Source organism: Citrifermentans bemidjiense Bem, from assembly GCF_000020725.1.
Taxonomy (GTDB): domain Bacteria; phylum Desulfobacterota; class Desulfuromonadia; order Geobacterales; family Geobacteraceae; genus Geomonas; species Geomonas bemidjiensis.
Genome location: NC_011146.1, coordinates 3,477,121 through 3,503,081 on the forward strand (window position 1 = coordinate 3,477,121; position 25,961 = coordinate 3,503,081).

At 59.4% G+C, this 25,961-nt stretch carries 27 protein-coding genes; 4 read left to right on the top strand and 23 right to left on the bottom strand.

The annotated features are described in order from the left end of the window. Positions 1–223 precede the first annotated feature (223 nt). From GBEM_RS15020 to GBEM_RS15050, 7 genes are all read right to left on the bottom strand, one after another. Positions 224–1,468 (bottom strand): amidohydrolase family protein, encoded by a 1,245-nt coding sequence (locus tag GBEM_RS15020; protein WP_012531442.1) that lies wholly within the window; start codon positions 1,466–1,468, stop codon positions 224–226. Positions 1,469–1,750: 282 nt separating this feature from the next. Continuing rightward, complete coding sequence (panD, locus tag GBEM_RS15025) at positions 1,751–2,155, bottom strand: aspartate 1-decarboxylase (protein ID WP_012531443.1); 405 nt, start codon at positions 2,153–2,155, stop codon at positions 1,751–1,753. Between the two features lie 5 nt (positions 2,156–2,160). Continuing rightward, the gene (panC, locus tag GBEM_RS15030; protein WP_012531444.1) at positions 2,161–3,000 is read right to left on the bottom strand and encodes a pantoate--beta-alanine ligase; all 840 of its coding nucleotides are present in this window, start codon (positions 2,998–3,000) and stop codon (positions 2,161–2,163) included. After that, positions 2,997–3,800, bottom strand: a complete 804-nt coding sequence (gene panB, locus GBEM_RS15035) for a 3-methyl-2-oxobutanoate hydroxymethyltransferase (RefSeq protein WP_012531445.1) — start codon at positions 3,798–3,800, stop codon at positions 2,997–2,999. The genes panC and panB overlap by 4 nt, the downstream gene beginning before the upstream one ends. A 341-nt stretch (positions 3,801–4,141) precedes the next feature. After that, on the bottom strand, positions 4,142–6,133 hold the full coding sequence (locus tag GBEM_RS15040; RefSeq protein ID WP_041263329.1) for a methyl-accepting chemotaxis protein: 1,992 nt from the start codon (positions 6,131–6,133) through the stop codon (positions 4,142–4,144). A 115-nt stretch (positions 6,134–6,248) separates the two neighbouring features. Then, entirely contained in the window at positions 6,249–7,328 is a 1,080-nt protein-coding gene (locus tag GBEM_RS15045; RefSeq protein WP_012531447.1) for a 6-phosphofructokinase, read from the bottom strand. 353 nt (positions 7,329–7,681) lie between these two features. Beyond that, positions 7,682–8,335 (bottom strand): peroxiredoxin-like family protein, encoded by a 654-nt coding sequence (locus tag GBEM_RS15050; RefSeq protein WP_012531448.1) that lies wholly within the window; start codon positions 8,333–8,335, stop codon positions 7,682–7,684. 184 nt (positions 8,336–8,519) lie between these two features. Between GBEM_RS15050 and GBEM_RS15055 the strand changes: the two genes are divergently transcribed. From GBEM_RS15055 to GBEM_RS15065, 3 genes are all read left to right on the top strand, one after another. Continuing rightward, positions 8,520–8,744 carry a hypothetical protein gene (locus GBEM_RS15055; protein ID WP_012531449.1) on the top strand — a complete coding sequence of 75 codons (225 nt, stop codon included), beginning with the start codon at positions 8,520–8,522 and terminating at the stop codon, positions 8,742–8,744. 86 nt (positions 8,745–8,830) lie between these two features. After that, positions 8,831–9,289, top strand: a complete 459-nt coding sequence (locus GBEM_RS15060; protein WP_012531450.1) for a hypothetical protein — start codon at positions 8,831–8,833, stop codon at positions 9,287–9,289. A gap of 1 nt (position 9,290) precedes the next feature. Continuing rightward, the gene (locus tag GBEM_RS15065) at positions 9,291–9,842 is read left to right on the top strand and encodes a hemerythrin domain-containing protein (protein WP_012531451.1); all 552 of its coding nucleotides are present in this window, start codon (positions 9,291–9,293) and stop codon (positions 9,840–9,842) included. A gap of 264 nt (positions 9,843–10,106) precedes the next feature. On the opposite strand, the gene GBEM_RS15070 is transcribed toward GBEM_RS15065, so the two are convergent. From GBEM_RS15070 to GBEM_RS15105, 8 genes are all read right to left on the bottom strand, one after another. After that, entirely contained in the window at positions 10,107–11,417 is a 1,311-nt protein-coding gene (locus tag GBEM_RS15070; RefSeq protein ID WP_012531452.1) for a homoserine dehydrogenase, read from the bottom strand. Between the two features lie 83 nt (positions 11,418–11,500). After that, entirely contained in the window at positions 11,501–11,938 is a 438-nt protein-coding gene (nusB, locus tag GBEM_RS15075; RefSeq protein ID WP_012531453.1) for a transcription antitermination factor NusB, read from the bottom strand. Then, on the bottom strand, positions 11,939–12,406 hold the full coding sequence (gene ribH, locus GBEM_RS15080; protein ID WP_012531454.1) for a 6,7-dimethyl-8-ribityllumazine synthase: 468 nt from the start codon (positions 12,404–12,406) through the stop codon (positions 11,939–11,941). Between the two features lie 140 nt (positions 12,407–12,546). Next, positions 12,547–13,749 (bottom strand): bifunctional 3,4-dihydroxy-2-butanone-4-phosphate synthase/GTP cyclohydrolase II, encoded by a 1,203-nt coding sequence (locus tag GBEM_RS15085; protein WP_012531455.1) that lies wholly within the window; start codon positions 13,747–13,749, stop codon positions 12,547–12,549. Between the two features lie 107 nt (positions 13,750–13,856). Further along, positions 13,857–14,501 (bottom strand): riboflavin synthase, encoded by a 645-nt coding sequence (locus GBEM_RS15090; protein ID WP_012531456.1) that lies wholly within the window; start codon positions 14,499–14,501, stop codon positions 13,857–13,859. Positions 14,502–14,640: 139 nt separating this feature from the next. After that, positions 14,641–15,750 carry a bifunctional diaminohydroxyphosphoribosylaminopyrimidine deaminase/5-amino-6-(5-phosphoribosylamino)uracil reductase RibD gene (ribD, locus tag GBEM_RS15095; RefSeq protein ID WP_012531457.1) on the bottom strand — a complete coding sequence of 370 codons (1,110 nt, stop codon included), beginning with the start codon at positions 15,748–15,750 and terminating at the stop codon, positions 14,641–14,643. A gap of 9 nt (positions 15,751–15,759) precedes the next feature. Continuing rightward, a complete protein-coding gene (nrdR, locus tag GBEM_RS15100) occupies positions 15,760–16,212 on the bottom strand; it encodes a transcriptional regulator NrdR (protein ID WP_012531458.1) in 453 nt (150 codons plus the stop codon). After that, positions 16,209–16,664, bottom strand: a complete 456-nt coding sequence (locus GBEM_RS15105; RefSeq protein ID WP_012531459.1) for a deoxycytidylate deaminase — start codon at positions 16,662–16,664, stop codon at positions 16,209–16,211. The genes nrdR and GBEM_RS15105 overlap by 4 nt, the downstream gene beginning before the upstream one ends. Positions 16,665–16,969: 305 nt before the next feature. Between GBEM_RS15105 and GBEM_RS15110 the strand changes: the two genes are divergently transcribed. Continuing rightward, positions 16,970–19,234, top strand: a complete 2,265-nt coding sequence (locus tag GBEM_RS15110) for a Tex family protein (protein WP_012531461.1) — start codon at positions 16,970–16,972, stop codon at positions 19,232–19,234. Positions 19,235–19,318: 84 nt separating this feature from the next. On the opposite strand, the gene GBEM_RS15115 is transcribed toward GBEM_RS15110, so the two are convergent. The 8 genes from GBEM_RS15115 to GBEM_RS15150 form a co-directional block, all read right to left on the bottom strand. After that, entirely contained in the window at positions 19,319–19,765 is a 447-nt protein-coding gene (locus tag GBEM_RS15115) for a hypothetical protein (RefSeq protein WP_012531462.1), read from the bottom strand. 254 nt (positions 19,766–20,019) lie between these two features. Next, a complete protein-coding gene (locus GBEM_RS15120) occupies positions 20,020–20,616 on the bottom strand; it encodes a phosphatase PAP2 family protein (RefSeq protein ID WP_226373869.1) in 597 nt (198 codons plus the stop codon). Between the two features lie 162 nt (positions 20,617–20,778). Next, positions 20,779–21,069 carry a DUF2325 domain-containing protein gene (locus tag GBEM_RS15125; RefSeq protein ID WP_012531464.1) on the bottom strand — a complete coding sequence of 97 codons (291 nt, stop codon included), beginning with the start codon at positions 21,067–21,069 and terminating at the stop codon, positions 20,779–20,781. 53 nt (positions 21,070–21,122) lie between these two features. After that, the gene (locus tag GBEM_RS15130; protein ID WP_012531465.1) at positions 21,123–21,866 is read right to left on the bottom strand and encodes a DUF3793 family protein; all 744 of its coding nucleotides are present in this window, start codon (positions 21,864–21,866) and stop codon (positions 21,123–21,125) included. Positions 21,867–22,043: 177 nt separating this feature from the next. Then, positions 22,044–22,442 carry a hypothetical protein gene (locus GBEM_RS15135; RefSeq protein ID WP_012531466.1) on the bottom strand — a complete coding sequence of 133 codons (399 nt, stop codon included), beginning with the start codon at positions 22,440–22,442 and terminating at the stop codon, positions 22,044–22,046. A gap of 20 nt (positions 22,443–22,462) precedes the next feature. Then, positions 22,463–22,996, bottom strand: a complete 534-nt coding sequence (locus GBEM_RS15140) for a DUF4123 domain-containing protein (protein ID WP_012531467.1) — start codon at positions 22,994–22,996, stop codon at positions 22,463–22,465. 35 nt (positions 22,997–23,031) lie between these two features. Beyond that, a complete protein-coding gene (locus GBEM_RS15145; protein ID WP_012531468.1) occupies positions 23,032–25,083 on the bottom strand; it encodes a type VI secretion system Vgr family protein in 2,052 nt (683 codons plus the stop codon). A gap of 46 nt (positions 25,084–25,129) precedes the next feature. Next, positions 25,130–25,960 (bottom strand): ankyrin repeat domain-containing protein, encoded by an 831-nt coding sequence (locus GBEM_RS15150; RefSeq protein WP_041262811.1) that lies wholly within the window; start codon positions 25,958–25,960, stop codon positions 25,130–25,132. Position 25,961: the final 1 nt, after the last annotated feature.

Consider the following 25,961-nt stretch of genomic DNA (forward strand, 5'->3'; position numbering starts at 1 on the left):
ACATCGAAAACGAGTTGGACGACCTGCTACTACCCTACAAGATCGACCTCTCACTAATGCGGGAGATCGCGAATACCGAACTGCTTGACCACATTCGGCGGGTTGGTGTGCTCTTCTACGAAAGAAAGACCACCTGAAAGTCATACGTCAGCGCAACCTGATAAAAGAAAAGCCCTCGGTTTCCGAGGGCTTTTCTTCTTTTGAAGCGACCAGCATACTGCGACTACTGTTTCGGGTACCGCTCCCCTGCGACGTAGACCTGCTCCAGGCGCCCCTTGGCAAGAAGGGCGGCGTGGACGGAGGTCTCGCTGACGCTGCCGCAGGAAAGGACCTGGAAGTCGGCACGCTTGCCTGGCTCCAAGGATCCGGCGCTCGCCTCTATCTGCAAGGCCCGGGCTCCCCCGATGGTCGCCATGGCTATGAGCTCTTCGGCGCGGAAGACGCCTTGTGCCTGCTGCTGCAGGTAGCGCACCTCGTCCCAAAGCGAAAGGGAGTCGTTGCTCGCCAGGGAGTCGGTTCCAAGGCCGAGCGGAACTCCGGCGCTCTTCAAGAGCTTGTGCGGTGCGGTGCCGACGAATAGCCGGTCGTTGCTGCGAGGGCAAAGGACCACGCTGCAACCGTTTTCCTTCAACAGTCTCACGTCGTCCACGGTGACGTGCACGGCATGGACGGCAATCGTGGAGCGGTCGAGGACGCCAAGATCGCAAAGGAAACGGGTGGAAGTGGTGTACATCGGGTGCGGCAGATACTGTTCCCAGTGTGCCATGGGATAGATGAGTTCGGCGATTTCCCCGGTGGTGTCATGCATGAAGGAGGCTTCGTCCGCGGTTTCCGAGAGGTGGATTGCCTTCGGTACGGCACGGTTCACGGCCAGAGCGTGCAAGGCCTGCAAAAGCTGCGGCGACACGGTGTGGGGAGTGTGCGGAGAAATGGCAGGCAGAAGGCTCCCCGCGAAGGTGTCGAGCGTGGTCTCGATCCGCCGCAACAGGTTTTCGCACAGTACGGGGTCGTGCCCTATCGCCTCCAGGAACACCCTTCCGGCAAGCTGCGCGTCGCGGTAGAGAGGGGCCAAGGAAAAGTCGGAGAGGATGTCGCCGACGGAGGTGGTGCCGGATTCGAGGCAAAGGCGCATTCCCTCCCGCACCGAGTGCTCCGTCTCGCCGGGCAAAAGGGCGCGCTTGATCTTCACCACCTGCTGGATCCATTCCACGTAACGCTTGGGGAGATAGTCGAGGTCCTTGCGCAGCTTCCAGGCGGGGAAATGGGTCAGTTCCAGGTGCGTGTGGGCGTTGACGAGCCCGGGCATGATGACGCACCCGGGCAGATCGGTAACCGGTGCGGCGCAGGCGGCGGAGACCTCGGGGAGGGTTCCGACGGCGGCTATCACCCCGTTCTCCACGGCGACGGCACCGCCGGCGATGGGGGGAGAGGAAATGGGGAGCAGATATGACGCGGCGTATATTTTCATCTTCGAACCCAAGGAACGACCCCCAAAAACGTTGACAGCTGACCAGAAAGATAAGCATGGAGCGGCCCAAATAGACCGGGTCAAATGGATGTTGCCCCCAGCGCTGTCCGGTTAGAATATTGCAATTGCCTAAAAAGTCCCCCCTCCACTGGCGGGAGGGGGGGAGCTGAGAGCTGTGTTGAACCATAAAAAATGGGGACGCCGACGGAACCGGGCGAGTCTTAAAAAGACACACAGATTCTATCAGCGTCCCTTGATTTTTCTGCGGAGACCGGGAAATCCCTAGTTCTTCCAGTGCACGCTCTTCAGGGTGGCCTGGCCGGCTACTTCCTTGCGGCTTTCGAGCATGCGGTTTTTGTCGTCCACGAAGACCAGCTTCGGCTCGTGCGCTATGGCCTCGGCATTCTCCATGTTGACGAAGCTGGCGATGATCACCAGGTCCTGCGGGGCCACGAGCCTTGCGGCGGCGCCGTTGATGCAGATGACGCCGGAACCGCGCTCGCCCTCGATAGCGTAGGTCTCGAAACGGCTCCCGTTGGTGACGTCCCAGATGCAGACCGCCTCGTAAGGGATGATGTCGGCCGCTTCCATGAGGTCGAGGTCGATGGTGATGCTCCCCTCGTAATGAAGGTCCGCCCCGGTGACGGTTGCCCTGTGGATCTTGCTCTTCAGCATCTTCCTGTCCATATCTTCTAATCCTCCCCTAGTATGCTGTTATCAATCAATCGAACCGAGCCCACCCGCACGGCAAGTGCGAGGAGCGTCCTCTCATCCGCTTTATCCAACGGGAGCAGGCTGTCCTGATCCCTGAACTCCAGGTAATCGATCTGCGGCGACTTCTCACCCTCTATCACGGCTGCGGCAACCTTTTGCAGCGCCGCCACGCTCCGCTCCCCTCCTCTGAAAGCCGCCTTGGCTGCGGCTATGGAACGGGAGAGGCAGAGGGCCTTTTCCCTTTCCACGGGGGAGAGCTTGGTGTTCCTGGAGCTCATGGCGAGCCCGTCGGCCTCCCGCACGATCGGCATCCCCACGATTTCGAGGTCGAAGTTGAAGTCTTGCACCATGCGCCGGAGGACGGCGAGCTGCTGAAAGTCCTTCTTGCCGAAAAGGGCCACCTTGGGGGCGACGATGTTAAAGAGCTTGGCGACCACGGTGGTGACGCCGCGGAAATGGCCCGGCCTGCTGGCACCGCAAAGGTGCGCGCTGATCTCCTCGACGTTCAGGTAGCTCTGGTACCCCTCGGGGTACATCTCGGCGGCGATCGGGGCGAAGATGACGTCGACGCCGGCCTTGGCTGCTATTTCCTTGTCGTGTTCGAGATCGCGCGGGTAGCTGTCCAGGTCCTCGTTGACGCCGAACTGGGTGGGGTTGACGAAGATGCTCGCCACCACGTACTTCGCGCGCTTGCGCGCTTCCACCATGAGGGAGGCATGCCCCTCGTGCAGGTAACCCATGGTGGGAACCAGGGCGATCTCACCCCGCTTATCCCGTGCGTACTGCTGCATCTGCGCGACCGAATGGATGACTATCATTTGAAACCGTGCCTCTCTTCCGGGAAGATGCCGCCTTTTACCTCGGCTATGTAGTTGGAGCACGCCTCGCCGATCAATGGGGCGAGTTCGGCGTAGCGTTTGACGAATTTCGGGGAGTACTTGCTGCAAAGGCCCAGGATGTCATGGATCACCAGCACCTGCCCGTCGCAGTGGGGGCCCGCGCCGATCCCGATGGTCGGGATGGAAAGTTCCGCGGTTATTCTAGCTGCCAACGACATGGGGATACCTTCCAGCACCACGGCGAAGGCTCCGGCGCGCTCGACGGCGAGGGCGTCCGCCATCAGTTTCTCGGCCTGCTCCTCCCCCTTTCCCTGCACCTTGAAGCCGCCCATGCGGTGCAGCGACTGCGGGGTAAGGCCGATGTGCCCGACAACCGGGATGTCCATGTCGGTGATGGCGGTTATGGTTTCCTCCACGTTGACGCCCCCTTCGATCTTGACGGCGGCGGCGCCGCCATCTTTCACCAGGAGGCCGGCGTTCAGCCTCGCGCTTTTCAGGTCGGTCTGGTAGGAGAGGAAGGGGAGGTCCGCCACCACGAACGCCTTGGGGCGCGCCCGCATTACCGCGCGGGTGTGGTAGATCATGTCCTCCATGGTGACGGGGAGCGTGTTGTCGTACCCTGCCACCACGACCCCCACCGAATCCCCCACGAGGATCATGTCGATGCCGCAGGCGTCCATGATTCCGGTCATGGGGAAGTCGTAGGAGGTCAGGACCGCTATCTTCTCACCTTCAGCTTTCATCCTTTGAAAGTCGAGGATGGTTCTCTGCTTCTGCATCTGGACGCTGCTCCCGCGGGTTTCCCCGCCCCCGTTTCCGCAACGGGAAAAAATTGTATACACCATGTCGAAACAAGGTGTTGCCGCAGCGCGGCTCCAGGCGTTCGGGCAAAAAAAAAACGCCTTCGGGTAGGAAGACGCTGTCAAATAGCGGGATGCACGCAAAACTGGCGCAAGACGCTTTCCAAGCTATCGCTTCCCGTACCGGTTCCTTGCGAAATCCAGGCGGTATGTATCTTTTTCCGGTGTCCGTTGCGGCTCCACTTGACTATAGCGGGCCAAACACCGTTAGTGAATTAACACATGGATATATAAATGTCCAGTTATTTCTGCCCCGGATACTACTCCGCGCTCGCCCTGATCTGTTCGAGCTCATTCACCACGCCGCCGCTTTCATCCTGGCGCTGCTCTATGCCGTCGAAGATGGCATCGGCCATCCTGGTGACTGAATCAACGGCGCCCTTGATCTCGTTGCTGTCCGCGGTCTGCCTGCCGACGGACGACACGACGCTGTGGCTCATCTCTTTCACGTCCTCAAGGGCCCGGGCCACTGTCTTGGTCGCCTGTGCCTGTTCCTTGGAAGCCTTGAAGATCTGCATGGTCATAGAGCTTACGTCCTCGATGGAACGGCTCACCAGTTGCACCGAAGTCGCCTGCTCCTCGGTGGCGAGCTTGATCTCCTGTGTCATATCGAGCGCTTTCTGGGAGCTGTCCAGGATGCTGGCCAGGGAGACGCCTGTCTGCTGGCCGAGTTTCACCCCTTTCTTCACCAGTTCTTTGGTGGCGGTGACGCTGTCAGCGGCGACCCTGGACTCGGTCATGATCTCCTCGATGATGCCGGTGATCTCGCCGGTGGAGAGCCCCGTCTGCAGGGAGAGGTTCCTGATCTCGTCGGCGACGACGCCGAAGCTCTTGCCGTATTCGCCCGCCTGCGCCGCAATGATGGAGGCGTTGAGCGCCAGGAGGTTGGTACGCTTGGTGATGTCGTTGATGACGCTGACAAACCCTTCGATCCTGCCGCTGTTGGCGCTGAGCCTCTTGATCCCCTGGTAGGAAAGATCCACGGAGCTCTGGATTTCCGCCAGCGCATCCACCGTCTCCCGCACGATTTGCGTCCCCTGCTCGGCATGCTCCTTGACGCGACTGGAGAGATTATGCGAATGCCCGGTGCTTTTTTCCACCTGCCTCAGCGTGGTGGTGATCTGCTCCATCGCGGAAACCGACTTGTACACCGAGTCGGAGAGGGCGTCCATGTTGTGGGTGATCTGGTCGGTGGCGACGGAGATCTCAGCGGCGGAGACGCTGGCGCTGTCGACCGACTCCATCATGCCGTGCGCGGCGGCGTCGATCTTCAGGGCGCCGTTGGCCAGGGAGTCGGCGGCGTTTTTCAGGCGGTACAGGGTGGAGGAATAACTGTCCCTCTTCATCAGGGTCTCGGAGAAGGTTTTGCCGAGTTCGAGGGTAAGGCGGTCTATGGACTGCAGCAGGCTGATCCGCATCAGCGCGGCAGCCGCCTGGTCCGCGAAGAGCCGGATAGTGTCGACGTCGGTGTCGTTCAGTGCCCGGTGGCTCTTCTTGTTGTCGAGGCCGAAGACGCCGATGGTCTCGCCTTTCAGGATGATGGGGCAGAGGATGAAGGTGGTGGAGCGCAGCGGCTCGATACCGTTGAAAGGCGGCTGCAGCATAAAATCAGCCGGATAATCGGTGATGTTCTCTATGAAGTAGACCTGCTGGTCCTGGAAGCTCTTGTAGATGACGCCGGAGCGTCCATCCAGAGGGATGGTCACCTCGGCGCCGACCGGCGCTTCGTTTCCCGCGGTAACGGCGAAATAGAGATGCTTTCGCTCCGGGTCCGCCATGAGGACGTTGACCCGCTCGTACCCCAGCACCTCGTGCAGCCCCTCCACGCAGAGCGCGAGCACGTCGTCTTTGCGCACCGCCTTCTGGATCCGGCTGCCGATCTTGTGGAAGTTCTTTATGTTGTTGTCCAGCACCTTGTACCGGTTCTCGAAGAGCTTCTTCTGGGCGTCGACTTCCTGCACCAGGACGTCGAGCCTCTCTCCCTTTTGGTGCAGCTCGTCAATGGCGCGGCCGATGAAATAGCCGAACACGGCGAGGACGCAGGCGGTGCCCCCTCCCATGTAGATATAGAGCGCCATTCCTTGCGCGCTTTGCTTCATCTCGGCGAATGCCTGGATGGCCATGGGGAGGTTGGGGTCGGCGAAAAGCAGCAAGCGCAGCACTATCCAGCCAAGCGGTGCCGATATGCCAAGGAAAAAGCCGATGAGCGCATAGATCACACTTCTGTTGGCTCCGGCGATAGGATTCTTCATGTTCAAGGGCACCTCTTTGCTCCCGTTAGACGCCCGAAAGGCCCCGGCGGGATTTTTCACGGTCTGCTCCAGGTTCCGCAGTCTAGTGCAGACATTAGTCAAAGTCAACAGCAACTTACCTCCCCAGCATGATGCCGAGCGCCTCCGCGTGACGCACCATCTCGCCGGCGGGATCGATGAGGTTCAGGCTGCGCACTGCGTCCTCTATCGGCACCGAGGTGATATGACGACCCTTGAGGCAGACCATGTGACCGAAGGCGCCGCTTTCGATCAGCTCCACCGCCTTCACCCCGAAGCGGCTTCCTATGCAGCGGTCGAAGGTCGAGGGGGAACCGCCGCGCTGCAGATGCCCGAGCACGGTTACCCTGATGTCCATCTCAAGCACCCCGCCCAACTCGCGGGAGAAGGCCTCGCCCACTCCGCCCAGACGTTCCACGACCGACTTGCCGCCCGCGGCCTCCTTGACCACGCGCCCGCCTCCCTTGGGGAAAGCGCCTTCGGCAACCACGACGACGCTGAAGCGGCGGCCGCGGCGACAGCGCGCGAGTATCGCCTCGCTGACCTTGTCGATGTCGTAGGGGATCTCGGGGATGAGGATGACGTCGGCGCCGCCGGCTATCCCGGACTCAAGCGCGATCCATCCGGCATAGCGTCCCATGACTTCTAGCACCATGACCCGGTGGTGGCTCTCCGCAGTGGAATGCAGCTTGTCGAGGGCTTCGGTGGCGGTCTCGAGGGCGGTGTTGTAGCCGAAGGTGACGTCGGTTTCCAGCAGGTCGTTGTCGATGGTCTTGGGAACACCGACGATGGGGACGCCCCGGCGCATCATCTCCTGGGCGATTTTGAGTGAGCCGTCCCCCCCTACTACGATCAAGGCGGAAAGCCCCAGGTGCTCGATGCGGGAGCAGACTTCGTCGGAGACGTCGACCAGTTCCACCTTCCCCTCGCGCACCATGGGAAAGGAGAACGGGTTTCCCCTGTTGCTGGTGCCGAGTATGGTGCCCCCTAGCGGCAGGATGCCGCGCACCTCTTCGAGCCCGAGGCAGCGGCATTTCTCCGGGTGCAGGAATCCGTCGAAACCGTCTTCGATCCCGACTACCTCCCACCCGCGGCCGGTGGCCGATTTGACTACCCCCCTGATGACGGCGTTCAGCCCGGGGCAATCCCCTCCCCCAGTGAGTATTCCAATCTTCATCACCCCTCCTTCGCTGAAGCTACGGGGGGCAAGCCCCCCTGTTTCAAATGCATTCAAATTCAAATATCCAGATCAAGGTGCAGCACGGCCTCCTGGCATCTCCCTCACCCGGCCTGCGGCCACCCTCTCCCACAGGGAGAGGGGTCTGGCTCCTTCAGGGACTCATCCATTTTCCACTGGTTCCCAAGCTCCAGCTTGGGAACCCGATGCGGTGCAAAGCTCCAGCTTTGCATCCTGGGAAGCTGGAGCTTCGGACGGGCCTTGCGTTCCCAAGGTGGACCTTGGGAACGAGATCAACTCACCCTCTCCCTCTGGGAGAGGGCCGGGGTGAGGGAAGGCTCTTTCTAGACGGGCTAACCGGGTCTTGCCTGTAACGCATCGAGTATCGCCTGGGGCTCCAGGCGCTTCCTGGGATCGCTGTCCACGTAGCTCAGGATGATGCGCCCGTCCCGCCCGATGACGAAGGTGCCGGCCAAAGGCAGTTCCCACGACTGGTCCGCGTTGAAGTCGGGAAGGTTTACCCCCAGCGAGATGTACAGCTGACGCACCCAGTCCGGGAGCCGGTACACAAGCCCATAACCACGGGCAACCTCGTTTCCCAGGTCGCTCAACACTTCGTACTGCAGGAAGTTTTTCAAGAGCGTTGCCTGGGTCTTGTCCGGGCTCTGCGGCGAAACCGCGATGAGCGACGCACCCAAGTGCAGGACCTGGGGGAGGATTTTCTGGTATGCCCTCAACTGAAGGCTGCAGTACGGTCACCAGATCCCGCGATAAAAAGTGAGGACCACCGGCCCGTTGGCAAGCGCATCGCTCAGCCGGACCGGAATGCCCACGGCATTGGGCAAGGTGAAATCGGGCGCCTCTGCGCCGGCCTTGGGAGCGCCCGCCGTGCTGGCGCAGGCGGCGATGTCCCGGTATGCCTTGTCGAGAAGCTCTGCCTTCTCCGGCGAGTTGGCACGATACGAATGCTCCAGCGCATCTATTTGCGACCTCAGATCACGTTCCATAGCCCCCTCCGGTTATTGTTTTAGCCACCAATTCTACGCAGATCCATGAAGAGGTCAATGATTTCCATCAGTAGCGTCTTTTTTCAACGCATGCAGACAATCGTATATTTTTGACCCATGTCATAAACAATTTTCCTTGCCGGCGCTATCTTCAGTTCAACGAAACGCACAAAGGAGGGAACAGATGGAATTCAAAAACGGCTTGGGAGATGCGGCCATACAGAACGTGATAGCGAGTCACCCGGAGATCGGCGACATCCTGAACCGCTACGAGATCGGTTGCGTCTCCTGCAAGGTCGGCATCTGCCTCCTGAAGGACGTGGTTTCCATTCACGGGCTGACCAAGGAGCAGGAAGCCTCGGTAGAAAAAGAAATAAATGACTATTTGGATCGTAAAGCCGAAAATTAACAGGTGCCCGGCTAGTTCGTGCACCAACACATACACATACACCGACAGCGTTAACAACTAATTTTTTAAGAACAGGAGACAAGATCATGGCACATGCAGGATGCGGCTGCCCGGGCAGCATGGCGAGGGTTATCGAGAGGAACGAGGCAACTGAGCAGGAGAACACGGTAAAGGCGGCTTCGGAGTTGCGGCAGTGGCCGGTGCAACTGCACCTGGTTCCCCCTACCGCCCCCTGGTTCCAGGACAGCGACATATTGATCGCGGCCGACTGCGTCGCTTTCGCGCTGGGGAGCTTCCACAGCGACCTCTTGAAGGGAAAGGCTCTGGCGATCGCCTGCCCCAAACTCGACGACAGCGCCGCGTACGTGGAGAAGCTAGCCACGATCTTCAGGGAAAACGAGGTGAAGAGCATCACCGTCGCCATCATGGAAGTCCCCTGCTGCCGCGGCCTGGACATGATGGTGAGGCAGGCTCTCACCCAGTCCGGGAAAGAGATACCGCTGGAGACCGCAGTGATCGGCATCAACGGGGAGAGGAGGAACTAGGATGAAACGGGACATCACCCAGAGGCTCAAGGACGAACACCAGCTGATCCTGCGCATGCTCGCCCTTTTGGAGCAGAACGCGAAACGCACTGAAGAGGGCACCTTCAAGAATTACCAGTTCTACCTGGACGGGGTCGACTTCATCAGGAATTACGCCGACCGTTTCCACCATGCCAAGGAGGAGGATGTCCTGTTCGAAGCCCTGGTGACAAACGGCATGCCCAGGGCCAACAGCCCGGTAGCGGCGATGCTGATGGAGCATGACCTGGGAAGGGCCTTCGTTAAAGGGATGGAGGAGGCCGCCACCCGCGCTATCAATGGCGAGGCGGAACAGGAAGAAGCCATAGTCGCCAACGCGAGGGGTTACCTGGAGCTTTTGCGCGATCATATCGCCAAGGAGGATGACATCCTCTACCCCCTGGCGGAGCGGGTGCTACCGGAGGAGATGCGCGAGAATATCGTGGCTGGTTACCGCACGGCCGAGGAGAAGTCGGAAGCAGGTTTCGAGGCGCATTACAAAAGCGTAGTGGAAAAGTACGAGGCGGAAGGATAAAAGCTTAAAGCCAAAAGGCGGAACACAGAGGTCACGGAGGTTCGAGGAGGTCACAGAGGTGCTTTTCCGGTAAGGCGAAAGGCACTCACCACAGAGGTACACAGAGGAACCACAGAGGAAAAGCTTCTTGAGGTTAACCCAAAAGCTTTTGCTTTCCTCCGGGACCTCCGTGTTCCCCAGTGTCCTCTGTGTTCCGGGTTTAAATTAAAAAGGGCGGGGTCAATTGACCTCGCCCTTTCTATTTATTTACTCGCCTTCCCGGGTTTATTCGAGGTTGTCCTCGATCCTGATGAAGGTGCTCTTGCCGCGGATGACTTCGTAGGTGTCGATTTCGGCAAGCGCCCGGCGCATATCTGACTCACGGGCCTCGTGGGTCATGATGACGATGGGAACTACTTCGCTCGCGCTTCTCGCGCTCTGCAGCATCGAGGCGATGCTGATGCCGCTGGCGCCCAGGGCCCCCGCGATGCGGGCCAGCACGCCGGGACGGTCGAGAGCCTGGAAGCGGATGTAGTACTTGCTCACGATCTCGCCCATGGGCTTGATGGTCAGGGTGCTGACTTTCTCGTCGAGGTACCCAAGCGGCGCGCAGCGGCGGGAGATGCCGGCCCCCATGCTCCGGGAAAGGTCGATGACGTCGCCAACGACGGCGCTGGCGGTGGCGTCCATCCCCGCGCCCCTGCCATAGAACATCACCGGACCGATGAAGTCGCCGGTGAGCCTGATAGCGTTGAACACGCCGTGCACGTCGGCCAGCGGGTAGTCGATCGGGATCATGGTCGGATGCACGCGCGCCTCGATCTGCCCGTCGTCCATCTTCCCTATGGCCAGAAGCTTGATGCGGTAGCCGAAGGACTTGGCGAAGTCGACGTCTTCGGAAGAAATCGAGGTGATCCCTTCGGAGTAGATGTCCTTCAGGTCGATCTTGGTGCCGAAGCAGAGGGAGAGCAGCAGGCAGAGCTTGTGCGCCGTGTCGACCCCCTCGATATCGAAGGTGGGGTCGGCTTCGGCATAGCCCAATTCCTGGGCGCTCTTCAGCACCTCGGAGAAGTCCGCTCCATCGTGGGTCATCCGGGTCAGGATGTAGTTGCAGGTGCCGTTCACGATGCCGAGCACGGTCGAGAAACGGTTCCCCGCCAGGTTCCCCTTGATGGCGGAAAGGACCGGGATGCCCCCGCCCACGGCAGCCTCGAAAAGGACTTCGACGCCGTTTGCCTTGGCTGCAGCGTATATTTCCTCGCCGTGAACAGCCAGGAGGGCCTTGTTGGCGGTTACCACGTGCTTGCCGTGAGAGATGGCCTTAAGGACGAAGCTGCGGGCGGGCTCGTAGCCGCCGATCAGCTCGATGATTACGGAGATTTCCGGATCGGTCAGCACTTCTTCGGCGGTGCGGGTGAGGATGATCCCTTCGGTGTTGACGCCGCGGTCGGTGGTGATGTCGAGGTCGACGATGCTCTTCAGGGAAATCCGGGTGCCGGTCTTCTCCGTCAAAAGCGCGCTGTTCGAGGCAAGAAGCTTTACCACACCGGCGCCGATGGTGCCGAAACCGAGAAGGCCAATCTTTATCTCTTTCATAATCCCTCGTTGGTCAATACATGATAATTTTGCAGCCGAGCCGACAGATCCCTGCTCCCTTTCCGCTGCGGGAGCCGTGGCGGCTACTCTTTGTCGGTGACGGTGGAGGCGATCTCGTCGAGAATGCCGTTGACGAAGGAGGCGGAATCGTCGGCGCCGAATTTCTTGGCAACCTCGATGGCCTCGTTCATGGTGACGTTCTTCGGGATGTCCGGCCGGTACAAAAGCTCGAACACGGCCAGGCGCAGGATGTTGAGGTCCACGCGCGCCATGCGGGCCATGCTCCAGTGCTTTGACTTTTCGGCGATGCGGCTGTCGATCGCCTGCAGGTTGCTGACCACGCCGTTCACCAGTTCGGAAGCAAAGGCGTAGGCCTTTGAGTTGACCGACAGGGTCGGCTCCTCACCTTCGCTGAAGCTTTCAGTGATCCTCTTCAGCGTGGTGTTGGCATCCTGCAGCACCAAGTCCTTGGAGTAAAGCGCCTGTAGCGCAAGTTCTCTCCCTTCTCTGCGTGTCGTCAATTATTTCATCTCCTTGAAGACGTTGGCGATCTCGATGACGGTCATGGCGGCGTCGAAACCCTTGTTGCCTGCCTTGGTCCCGGCACGTTCGATGGCCTGTTCGATGGTATCGGTGGTCAGCACTCCGAAGGCCACGGGCACGCCGGTAGCGAGCGATACGTGGGCGATCCCCTTGGAGACCTCGGAGGAAACGTAATCGAAGTGGGGGGTGGAGCCGCGGATCACGGCGCCCAGGCAGATGAGGGCGTCGTAGTTGCCGCTGCCGGCCATCTTCTGCGCGGTAAGCGGGATTTCGAAGGCCCCGGGGACGCGGACCACGGTGATCTGCGCGTCGTTGGCGCCGTGGCGCAGCAGCGCGTCAAGAGCCCCTTCAAGCAGGCGCTCGCCGATGAAGCTGTTGAAACGGCCGACGACGATACCGAACCTAAGTCCCTCGGCGTTGAGTTTTCCCTCTACGTATTTTGGCATGATGCCTCCAGATTAAGATTAAGATTAAGACTGAGGTTAAGATCAAACTAGAGCAAGTCGGACTCATCTTCTGTGTCAGACAATGTTCAGCTGACTGAAGGTTTACTTAATCTTAATCTCAATCTATTTTTATCTGTTTTTCAAATGTTTTCCAGCAGGTGTCCCATCTTCTCGCGCTTGGTCTTCAGGTATTTCTCGTTGCTTTTGGAAGCCGCGATCTCGATGGGAACACGCTCGACGATGTTGATGCCGTACCCCTGAAGGCCGATGAGTTTCTTCGGGTTGTTGGTCATGAGACGAATCTTCTTCACGCCCAGGTTCACCAGGATCTGCGCGCCGATGCCGTAGTCCCTCAAGTCCGCCTTGAAGCCGAGGGCGAGGTTGGCCTCCACCGTGTCGTGCCCCTGGTCCTGCAGTGCGTACGCTTTGAGCTTGTTGGTGAGCCCGATGCCGCGCCCTTCCTGGCGCATGTAAAGGATTACTCCCGTTCCTTCCTTCTCGATCCGCTCCATGGCGCTGTGCAGCTGATCGGCGCAGTCGCACCTGACGCTGCCGAAGACGTCCCCGGTGAGGCATTCGGAATGGACCCGCACCAATACCGGCTCGTCGCCTTTGATGTCCCCTTTGACCAGGGCCAGGTGCTCAAGCTTGTCGATGTCGTTCTCGAAGGCAACGGCGCGGAAGCTGCCGTATTGGCTCGGGAGCGCCACGTCGACCGAGCGGCGCACCAGCGATTCGTGCTTGAGGCGGTAGGCGACGAGATCTGCGACGGTGCAGACCTTGATGCCGTGCTCCTTGGCGAACTTCTTCAATTCGGGCATGCGCGACATGGTGCCGTCGTCGTTCATGATCTCGCAGATGACGCCGGCAGGCTCCACCCCGGCGAGACGCGCCAGGTCGACCGAGCCTTCGGTCTGCCCGGAGCGCACCAGGACGCCGCCGTTGCGGGCCCTGAGCGGGAAGATGTGGCCCGGCCGCGCCAGGTCCGCAGCAGTGGCGTCGGGTGCCACGGCGGTAAGTATGGTATGGGCGCGGTCCGCCGCCGAGATGCCGGTGGTAACGCCCTTCTTCGCTTCGATGGAAACGGTGAAAGCGGTGCCGAAGGATGAGGTGTTGGTCTGCACCATCGGCTGCAGGTCGAGGCGGTCGCAACGCTCCGAGGTCATGGTGAGGCAGATCAAGCCGCGGCCATACTTCGCCATGAAGTTGATGGCCTCAGGCGTCACGCACTGGGCCGCCATGGTGAGGTCGCCTTCGTTTTCGCGGTCCTCGTCGTCCGCGAGGATGACCATCCTGCCGGCCCTGATCTCCTCAATCGCTTCCTCTATGCTTGCAACAGACATGGGTTTAACCTCTCTTCCTCTGGGTCGGGATGGATGCACCCGCTCCCGTAACTGAATCTAGATCGTCGACCATAACAAAAAAAGGGGCAAAGTGAAAGAGAAAGCCGTTACAGGAACCCGGTTTTTGCCAGCAGGTCCAGCGTCACTCCTTCGCCGCCTGTTTCCCTACCCGCCAGCAAGCGTTCGAGGTACCGGCACAAAAGGTCCGTCTCGATGTTCACCTCGTCCCCCACGCGCTTCCCGATGAGCGTAGTCTTTGCCGCGGTGTGAGGTATCACGTTGATGCTGAAGCTGTCGGGGCCGGCGGAGTTGACGGTGAGGCTGATGCCGTCGATGGCGACCGAGCCTTTGGCAGCGATGTACTTGCCGTACTGGGGCGGGAAACGGAAGGAGAAGACGATGTTGCCGGCGACCTCCCGCCGCTCGATGACGGTGGCGACGCAGTCGACGTGGCCGGAGACCAGGTGCCCGTCCAGGCGGTCGGAGAGCCTCATGGCGCGCTCCATGTTGACCGGTGAGCCGCTTTTCAGGTTCTTGAAGCCGGTGCGGTCGATGGTTTCGGGCGAAATGTCGAAGGTCACCGCTCCGCCCCCTTTGCGGACCACGGTGAGGCAGGCGCCGTTGATGGCGATCGAGGCGCCGATGGCGACTTCGTCCAGCGGCAGCGACGTCTTCACCGTGAGGCTACCCGAGGCGCCGCGCTTCTCGATGGAGACGAGCTCGCCTACTGTTTCTATCAGACCTGTGAACATGAAAAAACCTCTTAAACCATTAACACGGAGAAAATCTGAGGACATCTGAGACGCCAACAACCGGAGAGAAACAAGACCTTGAGACTTTGACTCTCTCGGGCTGTTGCCTGTGCTCAGATTTTCTCAGATGTTCTCCTTGTTAGGGGTTCTGACTTTTTGTTTTTACGGGGACGCCTTCCACCAGGAGGTCGACTCCCACTCGCTTCACCCTCACCTGCTCCAGCCGTATGGCGTCCGCCATGAGCGTCGCCCCCTCCCCTGCGAAGAGCCCCATGCCGGCTCCTCCCACGAGCTTCGGCGCCAGAAAGATCATGCACTTGTCGATGAGCCCGGCACGAAGAGCGGCCCCGGCCAAGTGACTCCCACCTTCGAGCAGCACGGACTGCACGCCGCGCGCACCCAACTTTTCGAAGAGGTCGGCAAGATCGACTCGCCCATCGCTCTCGCAGCAGGTGAGAATCTCGACCCCGTGGGCCTTGAGTGCTTCCATCTTTGCATGGTCGCAGCTGCAGGTGGCTATGACGGTTTCGGCTTTCGACTTGACGCCGAGGATCGCGGCGTGCAGCGGTATCCTGAGGGTCGAGTCGACGATCACCCGCAGCGGGTCTTTGCCGCCGGGAACCCTGCAGGTTAGAAGCGGGTCGTCCTTCACCACGGTGCCTACACCGACCATGATGGCGTCGAGGCGCCCGCGCAACCGGTGCACTTCGCGCCGGGCACGGTCGCTGGTCACCCATTTGGAGTCGCCGCTTGCCGTGGCGCTCTTGCCGTCCAGGGTGAGGGCGCTCTTAAGCACCACGTAAGGTAGCTTGGTCTGGATCCACTTGATGAAGGGGAGGTTCAGCTCGCGGCTCTCCTCTTTCAAAAGGCCTACTTCGACTGCTATCCCCGCGTCCTTGAGCATCTGGATCCCCCGCCCGGAAACAAGCGGGTTGGGGTCGACCATGGCGACGAAAACGCGCGCCACACGGGCCTCGATGAGGGCTTTGGCGCAGGGGGGGGTCTTGCCGAAGTGGGAGCAGGGTTCAAGGGTAACGTAGGCGTCGGCGCCGGCCGCCTTATCGCCGGCCGCCTTCAAGGCATGCACCTCGGCGTGCGGAGTCCCCGCCTTTTTGTGCCAGCCGGTCCCGACCACTTCGCCGTTACGGACGATGACGCAGCCGACGGCGGGGTTGGGGGCCGTCTTGCCGATTCCCTTTCTGGCCTCGGCAAGCGCCAGGCGCATCATTTTAAGGTGTAGATCGGCCATGTCCCCCCGCTACTTTTTCAGCAGGTCCTGCAGTTCTTCCATGAATTCGTTGATGTCCTTGAAGGAGCGGTAGACCGAGGCGAAGCGGACGTAGGCCACCTGGTCGACGCCGTGCAATTCCGACATGATCCATTCGCCTAAGGTGGTGGTGGGAATCTCCCTCTCGCCGCTTTCCTGCAGGCGCGTCTCCAGGCGGTCGACCATCTTCTCGATGGTCTCCACCGAGACCGGCCGCTTCTCGCACGCCTTCTGGATCCCGTTGACGAGCTTCATGCGCTCGAAGGGTTCGCGCCTGCCGTCCCTCTTGGTGACCAGGGGGAGAACCTCCTCCACGCGCTCATGGGTGGTGAAGCGCTTGCCGCACGACTCGCACTCGCGCCGGCGCCTGATCGCCGCGCCCCCCTTGTCCGGGCGGGAGTCGACTACCTTGCTGTCGGAAAAATTGCAGAAGGGACATTTCATGGCTTGGGCTCCTCGTATTTCTCGACGAGGACACCGGATTCACGGATCATCTCCTCGGCCAACTGGTCGGGATATCCCGAAAGGTACACCACGCGCTTGATGCCGGAGTTGATCACCATCTTCGAGCAGATGATGCAGGGCATGGTGTTGCAGTAAAGGGTCGCGCCCTCGATGGAGGTGCCGTGCTTCGCCGCCTGTATGATGGCGTTTTGCTCGGCGTGGAGACCGCGGCAAAGCTCGTGGCGCTCGCCGGACGGGATCCCCATCTTCTCCCTGAGGCAGCCTATGTCGAGGCAATGGGCGGTCCCGGAGGGTGCACCGTTGTAACCGGTGGCAAGGATGTTCTTGTCCTTGACCAGCACCGCCCCCACCTGCCGCCTGAGACAGGTGGAGCGTTTGGCTACCAGGCGTGTGATTTCGATGAAATATTCATCCCAACTCGGACGGCCCATAGATAGTCCTCTCATTTAAAATTGGGCCAGAATAGCGGTTTTCGCGAATCCGGTCAAGAAGCGTGAGAGGGGCGCCATGCGGTTACTGCCGTGAAAGGTGTGCAAGGAGCCGGTACGGGCGCAGATGAGGCTGCAGCGAAATGCCTGTAACGAGAGTGCGCCGGGGCATTCAGCAGTGCTTTTTGTGGCGGAGGGGCGGGATGAGCCAGCCGTGGCTGGGGTACGGCGCTTTGGGAAAGTTCTTGCCCGAAAGGCCCAAAGAGTGTAAGAAGTACCCTCTTTTTTTGGGAGGATAACCAGTGGCCATGCACGCAACAGACACACCTCAATTGCTTGAAATCATAGTCGAAGAAAGCGGGCTGCCGCGCGGCGGCGTGCTCCAGACGGTGGCACTTTTGAACGAGGGGGGAACGGTTCCCTTCATCGCGCGATACCGGAAGGAGCAGACCGGAGAACTGGACGAGGTCCAGATCCGCCAGATCGAGGACCTGCTGATCTATCACCGCGAGCTGTCCGAGCGCAAGGTGACGGTGCTGAAAAGTATCGAGGAGCAGGGAAAGCTCACCCCGGAGCTTTCGGCTCGCATCGCGAGCTGCCGCAAGAAGACCGACCTGGAAGACCTGTACCTCCCCTACAAGCCGAAGCGCCGCACCAAGGCCACCATCGCGCGGGAGAAGAGGCTGGAGCCCCTGGCAGAACTGATCGCGGCGCAGGAGTTGACCACGGGAAGCCCGGCTGAGGCGGCGGCTCCTTTTATCAACGCCGAGTTGGGCGTACCCGACGCAGAGGCCGCCCTGGAAGGGGCTGCACACATCATCGCCGAGCAGTTGAGCGAGAACGCGGACTTGCGCGGCATGGTGCGCGACCTTACCAGGGAGCAGGGGATATTCGGCTCGCTGCTGATCGGCGAAGGGGCCGACAAAGACGGCAAGTTCCGGATGTACTACGACTACCAGGAGCCGCTGAAGTCGATACCGTCCCACCGCATGCTCGCCATGCGGCGCGGCGAAAAGGAAGACGTCTTAAGGCTCGCCCTGCTGGCGCCGGAAGAGGAGATCGTCGGGAGGCTGAAGGGGGCGTTGGTCAAACGGGAGAGCATCTTCAAGGGGATCCTGGAAGCGGCGGCAGCCGACGCCTACAAGCGGCTCATCGCCCCCTCGATCGAGGTGGAACTGCGGCTTGAGGCAAAGACCCGCGCAGACGAGGCGGCCATCGCCGTTTTCGCGCAGAACCTGAAGAACCTTTTGCTCCTGCCGCCGGCCGGAGGGAGGCGGGTGCTGGGGATCGACCCGGGCCTTAGAACCGGCTGCAAGCTCGCCGCGATCAGCGAGACCGGGCGCTTTCTGGAGCATGTCACCATCTACCCGCACACAGGCGGAGCCAAGGCGGAGGCGGCCGGCGCCGAACTGGCGGGGATGGTGCAGCGCAACGACTGCCTTCTCATTGCCATAGGCAACGGCACCGGGGGGCGCGAGACCGAGATCTTCGTGCGCGACGCATTGAGGAAGGCGGGGATAAAGGCGGAGACGGTGATGGTGAACGAGGCGGGCGCCAGCATCTACTCCGCCTCGGAGATCGCCAGGGAGGAGTTCCCCGAACTCGACCTGACCGTCCGCGGCGCCATATCCATCGGCCGCAGGCTACAGGACCCGCTCGCCGAACTGGTGAAGATCGACCCCAAGAGCATCGGGGTGGGCCAGTACCAGCACGACGTGAACCAGACCCTGCTGAAAAAGGCGCTGGACGCGGTGGTGGAATCCTGCGTCAACTTCGTCGGCGTCGACTTGAACAGCGCCTCGTGGGCCCTGCTCTCCTACGTCGCCGGCCTCTCGGAAAGGCAGGGGCGGGCCATCGTCAGGCACAGGGACGAGCAAGGAGCCTTCGCGTCGCGGCAGTCGCTCCTAAAGGTCGCGCGCTTCGGTCCGAAGGCGTTCGAGCAGGCGGCGGGCTTTTTACGGATCCGGGGTGGGGAGAACCCGCTGGACAATACTGCGGTACACCCGGAGAACTACGCGGTGGTCGAGAAGATGGCGGCTGACCTCGGGGTGAGCCTGTCGCAACTGGTGGCGGACCCGGGTCTTTCGGCCGGAATCAGGATCGAGCGCTACGTGACCGACACCATCGGCATTCCGACGCTGCGCGATATCCTGGCGGAGCTTAAGAAACCGGGGCGCGACCCGCGCGAGCAGTTCCAGAGCGCGAGCTTCAGAGAGGACGTGGTGACCATCGCCGACCTGAAGGAGGGGATGATCCTGCAGGGGGTGGTGACCAACGTCGCCGCCTTCGGCGCCTTCGTGGACATCGGGGTACACCAGGACGGGCTGGTACACGTAAGCCAGCTCTCGCACCGCTTTACCAAGGACCCCAACGATGCAGTCAAGGTCGGGGAGATCGTGAAGGTAAAGCTGCTTTCGGCTGATCCGGAGAGAAAGAGGATCTCGCTCTCGATCAAGCAGGCGGAGCCCGAGAAGGCGCCGAAGAGCGCCGAAGTCAGGAAGCCGCAGCCCAAAGAAAAGCCGGTGAACGAGCAGTCGGCGTGGGAAAAGGCGGGGTTCAGGGTGAAGAAATAAGGGCAGGGAAATTTTCTGCCGGGAAAAAGAAAGGGGATGGAACTTCGAGGGCTCCATCCCCTTTTTGTGTATTTGCCGGTTACTCTAGCAGGCGCTTCTCAAAAGCTTGCGGCCCTCCTTGAAGACAACCTCGATTTTCCCTGCCTGCGAGGAGGCTATGACGCCTATGCCGAAGGTCGGATGCGTGAGAAGGGTGTTGGCCCGGAATTTCCCCTCCATGCTATAGGGGACGGCGAGATCCGGGTCGAGCGGACGGATCATTTCTTCCCAGACAGCCTCGTCGGAGATGGCCGGTGCCTTTACCGACCGGGCGCGAGGCGTTTTAGCCTCTTTAGCCGCCTTGGGCGCCTTCGCCGCCGCAACCTTCGGCTCTTTGGCAGGGCGATGGTTGTGTTCGCTGCCGCAGGTATTGCATTTCACCCTGACCACCTGTCCGTCCACCATGGCGATGATGGTGTGGTTGAGAAGTGCCTTGCACCGCGTGCACTGCGAATCGACCATGTCTCCTGCCGCTAATACTCTTTTTTGCATTGGGCCTCCCTGACCTGTGTTGCTCAAACAAAAAGGGCTTAACCGTCGGCGGCTAAACCCTTTCCATTGCGTTATAGGAACGCGGACCCCGACTGCGGTCCCGCATCTGTACGAATCGTTGGTTTAAGCGGTTTTATGTCATTGATGTGCTGTTGAAATATAAGGGAATTCGGCAGCAGATGCAAGGGAAAAAGCGGCCGGCGCTGTCCTAAAAGGTGCGCTGGACGGGCCTGCAGGGGCCGCGGTTACCAGGTTCAGCAGCGGTCCGCGGGGAGTTGCAGCGGCTCGCGTATCAGCAGGCGGCAGCATATCGCCTCCAGCGCGATCCCTATGGAAGCACCGGCAATAACGTCGCTCAGAAAGTGATAGTTGGTCGCGATCAGGGCGCAGCCAAGGAGGGTGCCAGTTAAGAGGCAAAGGGGGCGGGTCTTGGGGTAAAAGCGCCAGACGGCGGCAATGATGGCGACTATGACGAGCATGTGGCCGGAGGGGAAGCCGTCGCACCTCTCCCGCATCTGGAAGAAGTAGAAGCCGTAAAGATCCGGATGCTGCAGCCAATACCTGGTGTTGATGCGACCGAAGGCGATCTTCAGCACCATCTTGGCCAGGTAAGACAGTGGGGCTACCCACAGCACCAGTTGGCAGAAGAAGGTGGTAGCGTCGTAAAGGCCTCGCCTCGACCTCACCAGGTATGCCGACAGTGAAGCCAGCATGGAAAAGAGCACCATCACCAGCAGCAAGTCCGGCATGTCGGAAGTGAGCTTCGACCACGAAGTGTTGGCGTAGAGATGGTTCTTTACGAACGTCGCCAGAGGTACATCGAGGCAGAAGATAGCAAACGCAGTGATCAACGCAGCCGCAAGAGTACTGCCGATCGTTTTCTGAAATGTGCCGAACCGGCTCGTGTGCATATCACCCCGGGTAGGAGAGGATTTGAGAACCCGATACTCCTACCATATTCCGCTGCCGATATGAAGACATAACTGGGCCGGAATGGATCCCGGGAGGCGTAATCACTGTTGCCGGTTTGCGATGCACTTCAGGCAATTTCTGAAGGTGCAGACTCCGCAGGCATGGTGCATGAAGACAGGGATGTCCATCGCCTTCGCCACCTGCATCGCCTCAATCTTCACCCGGTGCGACACCTTGTTGGTGAAGATGACCATAGCGTCGGCTTTCCTGAGCTTGGCTGCGATGTTGGTCTGGGAGCTGCTGAATACCTGCAGCGAGATGCCCGCCCGCTCCGCCTCTTCCTGATAATGTTTGCCTAAGCGGTCCATGCCGCCAATAAGAGCTATGCACATATCGTCCTCCTTTCAAAAACCGCCAGCGCGCTGAACGGTTCTGACATCCACTTTCAAGCTGCTGATATAAAAAGCTGCTGGTTCGGCGTCGATTCAGCACGGTGTGCTGTCCCCTTCAGGCAGTCGAGCGGATTGCAACCGGAAGCGAGCTGCAGCGACATGTCGCAGCGGCACTTGCGATGATTTTCCGCCAGTTCCAGGCTGGGCACGGGGTTTCCGAAGATCTTCCAGGGGCCCTGGCAGGTGAAAGAGAGCGGTGCCCATCCCATGAACCCCACCACGTCCTTCAGCGGGTAGCCAAGGAACACGCCGATCTCGTGGGGGAACCCCTCTCCCTCGACCCGGTGCTCCAGTTCCGACAGCACCGCTTCGAACCGGTCCGGCTCGGGATATCCCGCCTTTTGCAGAATCACACGTACGCTTTTTTGATCCAGCAAAGCCCCCAACGCGGACTGTGAGTAAAGCAGCAGAAGCACCGAGCTACCACGGTCGGCCAACACACGCACCTTCAGCCCGCTGGCCTCGATGAGCGCCTGGCCATGCTCCTTCCAGAGCAGGTACAGGTTCCGTCCGCAGGAGCGGCGCTTGTTGGCGAGGCAGACGAGGTTGGCGGGCTTGGCTTCCTGCAGCACCTCGGCCAGCTCCAATGCCAGGAAAGAGGCGAGACAGTCGCGGTCTTCGGTATAAAGCGGGGAGAAATCCTGCCAACCAGGTCTTGCCGAGCGTGCAGCAACCGCTGCCACAGTCGGTTCCGTCTGTGCCCAACGACGATCTTCCCTCTTCCCTATTGCAGCCATAATCCCTCCACTGAGTCTGCTCAAGTCATAGCGACTTACCGCATGACTCAGAGATGCCCCCGCCAAGGCAATCACCTAGGCTGGAAAGCAAATTTCACGATAATGAAAACTGTTATCACTTATAAAGGGAATGTTTCTCTGTGTCAACATGTAATTGTGAGGGAGGGAGAAAAAAATCTATCTGCCCCATGGCTCGCTGAGCTTGAGGGCCATGAATAGTGCCTGGTCGGCTGCCGCTATGTTCTCGGGGTCACCTATCACGGTTTCCACCCATTTGTTCATAGCGTGGATTTTGCGTACCTCTGGCAATGGACCGGCAAGCAGTGCCTTTAGCTCGACGCTTTTGTCTACGAAATCGACTCCCAGATACCACAGAGCCAGAGCGTAGGAAGCTATCCCCTGCTCGGAAACCAGTCCCCTCGCCCCTGCCATTGCCATGGCAAGTGTCAGAAACTGGTGTCGCTCGGCCTGATCTATCAGCACGTAGTCCTGCAGGTCCCGTGTGAACGCGGCATCCAATTTGGCCAAAAAAGCGGCACGCGCCAATTCTTCTATTTTTTCGGATCTGATGTCCATATCGTCTTCTCCTGTTCGGGCTATCCGAAGGATAAAGAGTCCTGTCGCAGCTCGTTATCGACCAGGTGCATCCTGGTCAGCCGGGTCGGCTCGTCATCCTCGACGAGGTACTGCTGCACCGGACCGAAGTATTGGTGCAATTCAGGAGGGCTGCACCCAAGCAAGTAGAGTTGCAGCACCTTCGGGTCGTAAAATCGAAAGTAAAGCGCCCTGCCTGTCGTCTGATCCGCCACCTTCGCCAGGCGCCTGAAGTGGCTGCGCAGTTCACTGAACCGGCTGGCGGTTTTCCCGTAGATCCCCCATCCCCTCCCCCACCCGTAGCGCAAAAGCCAGTCGGTAAACGCGGCATCGGGCTCCAATAACGCAAGATAGGGAGCTACCTCCGCCATATCAGGGTCCAATTCACCGGGGTATAGGCAGACGTGCCGAGGACTGAAGGTTGACAGATACTGCGTCAGGCCAGAAACCGTCGCCCCATCCAGGATGGCAAAGACGGTGGCGGGCTCGCCGGAGAAGAGCTCTGTTTTCAAGGCATTCAGCGTGATGTTTTTCATGATCTCCAGTCTCACGGACCGGCAGCTTCCGGTTCTCAGACATTGCAAAACATCTTGTGGTCTCCTGCTGCCGATCTAAGTGATGCCGCCTGGGCGCCTACTTCTGGCGGTTTGCCGCGCATGGTCCCTTCAGCTTTTGCGGCAACGGATCTGTCCGCCTCTTTCGGCGGCCGCGGCAGGTCGGGACTTGCTCCGGAACCGAACCCGGCTGTCCCCCCCTGGTTGATGAGGACTGAGGGCCCGACTATGCTCACACCGGCCGGGCCGATGTCGATGAAACTGCCGCCGACCTTGAGAGAGATCCTGGTCCCTGACTCAACGATAAGTCTCGTCCCGGCTTTGAGATGGATCTCCTCTCCTGCGGCCAGCGCATGTTTTCCGCCGATCTTTTGCTGCAGGTCTGCGCCGACGGTGATTGATACTGTTCCCGTCACTTTCTCGTTGCGGTCTCCTGCCACAGTGAAATGCTGGTCTCCTGAAACCTGCCGGTACTGGTCCCTCACTACGATCAGATGACGATCCTCCCCCACCCATTCCAGGGAGTCACCTTTTACCCGGTTGTCCTGCTGCTTTTCCGCGTGAATGAAGAGCTGCTCCTCACCTTTTTTGTCCTCGAACCGGATTTCGTTGAAGCCCTCACCCTTGGGGGAGGAGTGCGATTTGGTGCAGCTTTTTGTTTTGTGCGCAGGCAGGGAGTACGGCGGCAGGTTCACCCCGTTGTAGAGCTGCCCGACTATGATGGGGCGGTCGGGATCCCCTTCCAGAAAATCCACCACAACCTCTTGACCTACGCGAGGTACCTGGAGCGCTCCCCAACCGTTCCCTGTCCAGGTCTGGCTCACCCTGATCCAGCAGGAACTTTTGTCGTCGCTTTTCCCAGCTCGGTCCCAGTGGAACTGCACCTTGACTCTGCCGTATTCGTCGGTGTAGATCTCTTCTCCTGGCGGCCCGACAACGATTGCGGTCTGGGTGCCATGGATGACAGGCTTGGGTGAATGGCGACGCGGGCGGTAGGGGACATTGTAAGGCAGGCAATTGAAGCTGTTCTCGTAGGAAGCCCCGCCGGCATCTCCGTACCCTTCGGTTGCCTGATGTTGCAACGACACCAGTAGGTAATCTTGTGCGTTCAGATCTTTGCGAGGATGCTCTTTGAGGGTGAACCGGAAACCGGAGGTAAAACTGCGGCAGTCACTAGTACCGGCGATCTCTATAGAATGCGCTTCATCTTCTTCCATACGCACTTTCGCCAATGAATCGCCGGCCGCTTTGTTGTCATAGCCTCCCGGCTGTTCATAGATCTCGCGATTCCCGACCTGTCGTTTGTCCGTCCCCTTCACTTCGACAGCGAGACCTGCTTTCGGTACTTTGAAGTTGAAGTCGTTGATGATGTACTTGGAGGCGCCGAGTTGCCTGGTGATTTCAAACGAGGTGATCACATCCTTATCCCTGACGGCACTGGCGCTTAGTTGGCAGGACGCGGTATTTTGCCCGGGGCATGGCTTATGTGCTCCGGGAGTGTCGGCAAGTACCAGCGTGTGCTTGCCGGCCTCGTGCACGAAGAAGTAAAAGATGCCTTCCTCCTCAAGCAGGCGCGAGACGAAATTGTAGTCGGTTTCACGGTATTGGACGCAGAATTCACGGGGGGTGTAACTGGAACGAAGCTCAAGGCGGAAGTTGCTGAAACCGTGGCCTTTGAATACTTCCTGCACGATCTCAACCGCCGACTGGTTTTGAAAAATCCTGCAGTCGGACCTTTTGGTCAGCACCCATAACCAAGGGACTATGGTGGCGCGGTAGTAGCTGAACCTCGCGTCGGTCCCCTCTCCTCCTCCGCCTCTGCCTTGCGAGAAGCTGGAGATGATTCCGTTGAGGTAACGCTTGCCGCCGTCTGCCAATTGGATGGTAACGGTCACGCCTTTGCCGATGATCCCATCGAAAGAAACTCCATGGTTTTCAGAGACCATCGAGAGCTCGAAGTTGAACATCTTCGAGATGCTTTCTGCTCCGCTAAATGCCGTCAGTAACAACACGTCAGGGCCCAGCGGAGTCACTATAGAGATAAGTTTATTTTCCTGCGTGTAGGCCATGGAGGTCCCTGTTTGCGCGGAAATGTAGGTCTGAACGCTGCGAGAGTTAGTGCTGATACAATCTTGGATCTTCTTTTATTCCCCGCTTTGCCCTTACTTCTGCAGGTGTAAGTGGAGGGAAAACAGCGCCTCGCTCTTGCATCATTTCCTTTAAACGAAGCACCTTGTTATAGGTGGGGCTGCCGACCTTGTACTTATTCAGGTGAAACTGAATCAAATAAGCCGGGGTCATGCCGTTATAAGCCTCTACTTGTACGGAGGCACCGCGCGACACAAGCCACTGAGCCATGTCGTAGTCCTGACAATCCATTGCCCGCATCAATACCGTATACTCGGCATCGTCAGGAAAATCGATTGGTACACCACGTTTTAGGAGAACATCCAGACAGGGAAGACAAGGCTGGATGACCGAGTCGAACATCAATTTTTTTATACTTATCCTTGACAATGTACTGATTGGACAAAGATCAAGAAGAAAGTTCAACATGTCCATATCCTCAAGTGTGCTCACGAACTGAAATGCTGCCCCATTACCAAGTGCGACCATTTCAGGATCAGCCCCCACATCTATTAAAATCCCAACGGCGCCAGGGTTCTTCGCTGCAATAGCATAGTGCAACAGGCGTAGGCGCTTGTAATCATTGTCTACTGGCCCCTCATCGTTCGGATTGGCTCCCTTCCCGACACAGTCTTTAGTCTTTGCAGTATCGCCTTTCAAAGCCGCACCCAACAGCTCCAGTGTTTTTGGATCGTTGAAATAGTACTGCGGCGAATTCAACCTGAAGGAAGGCCCTGCATTTGCATAGGTTGTCATCATAAAAAAAACTCCTATTAGTTTAAAACAGCTCCATGAGCCACTAAAGAAAGAAGTCAACATT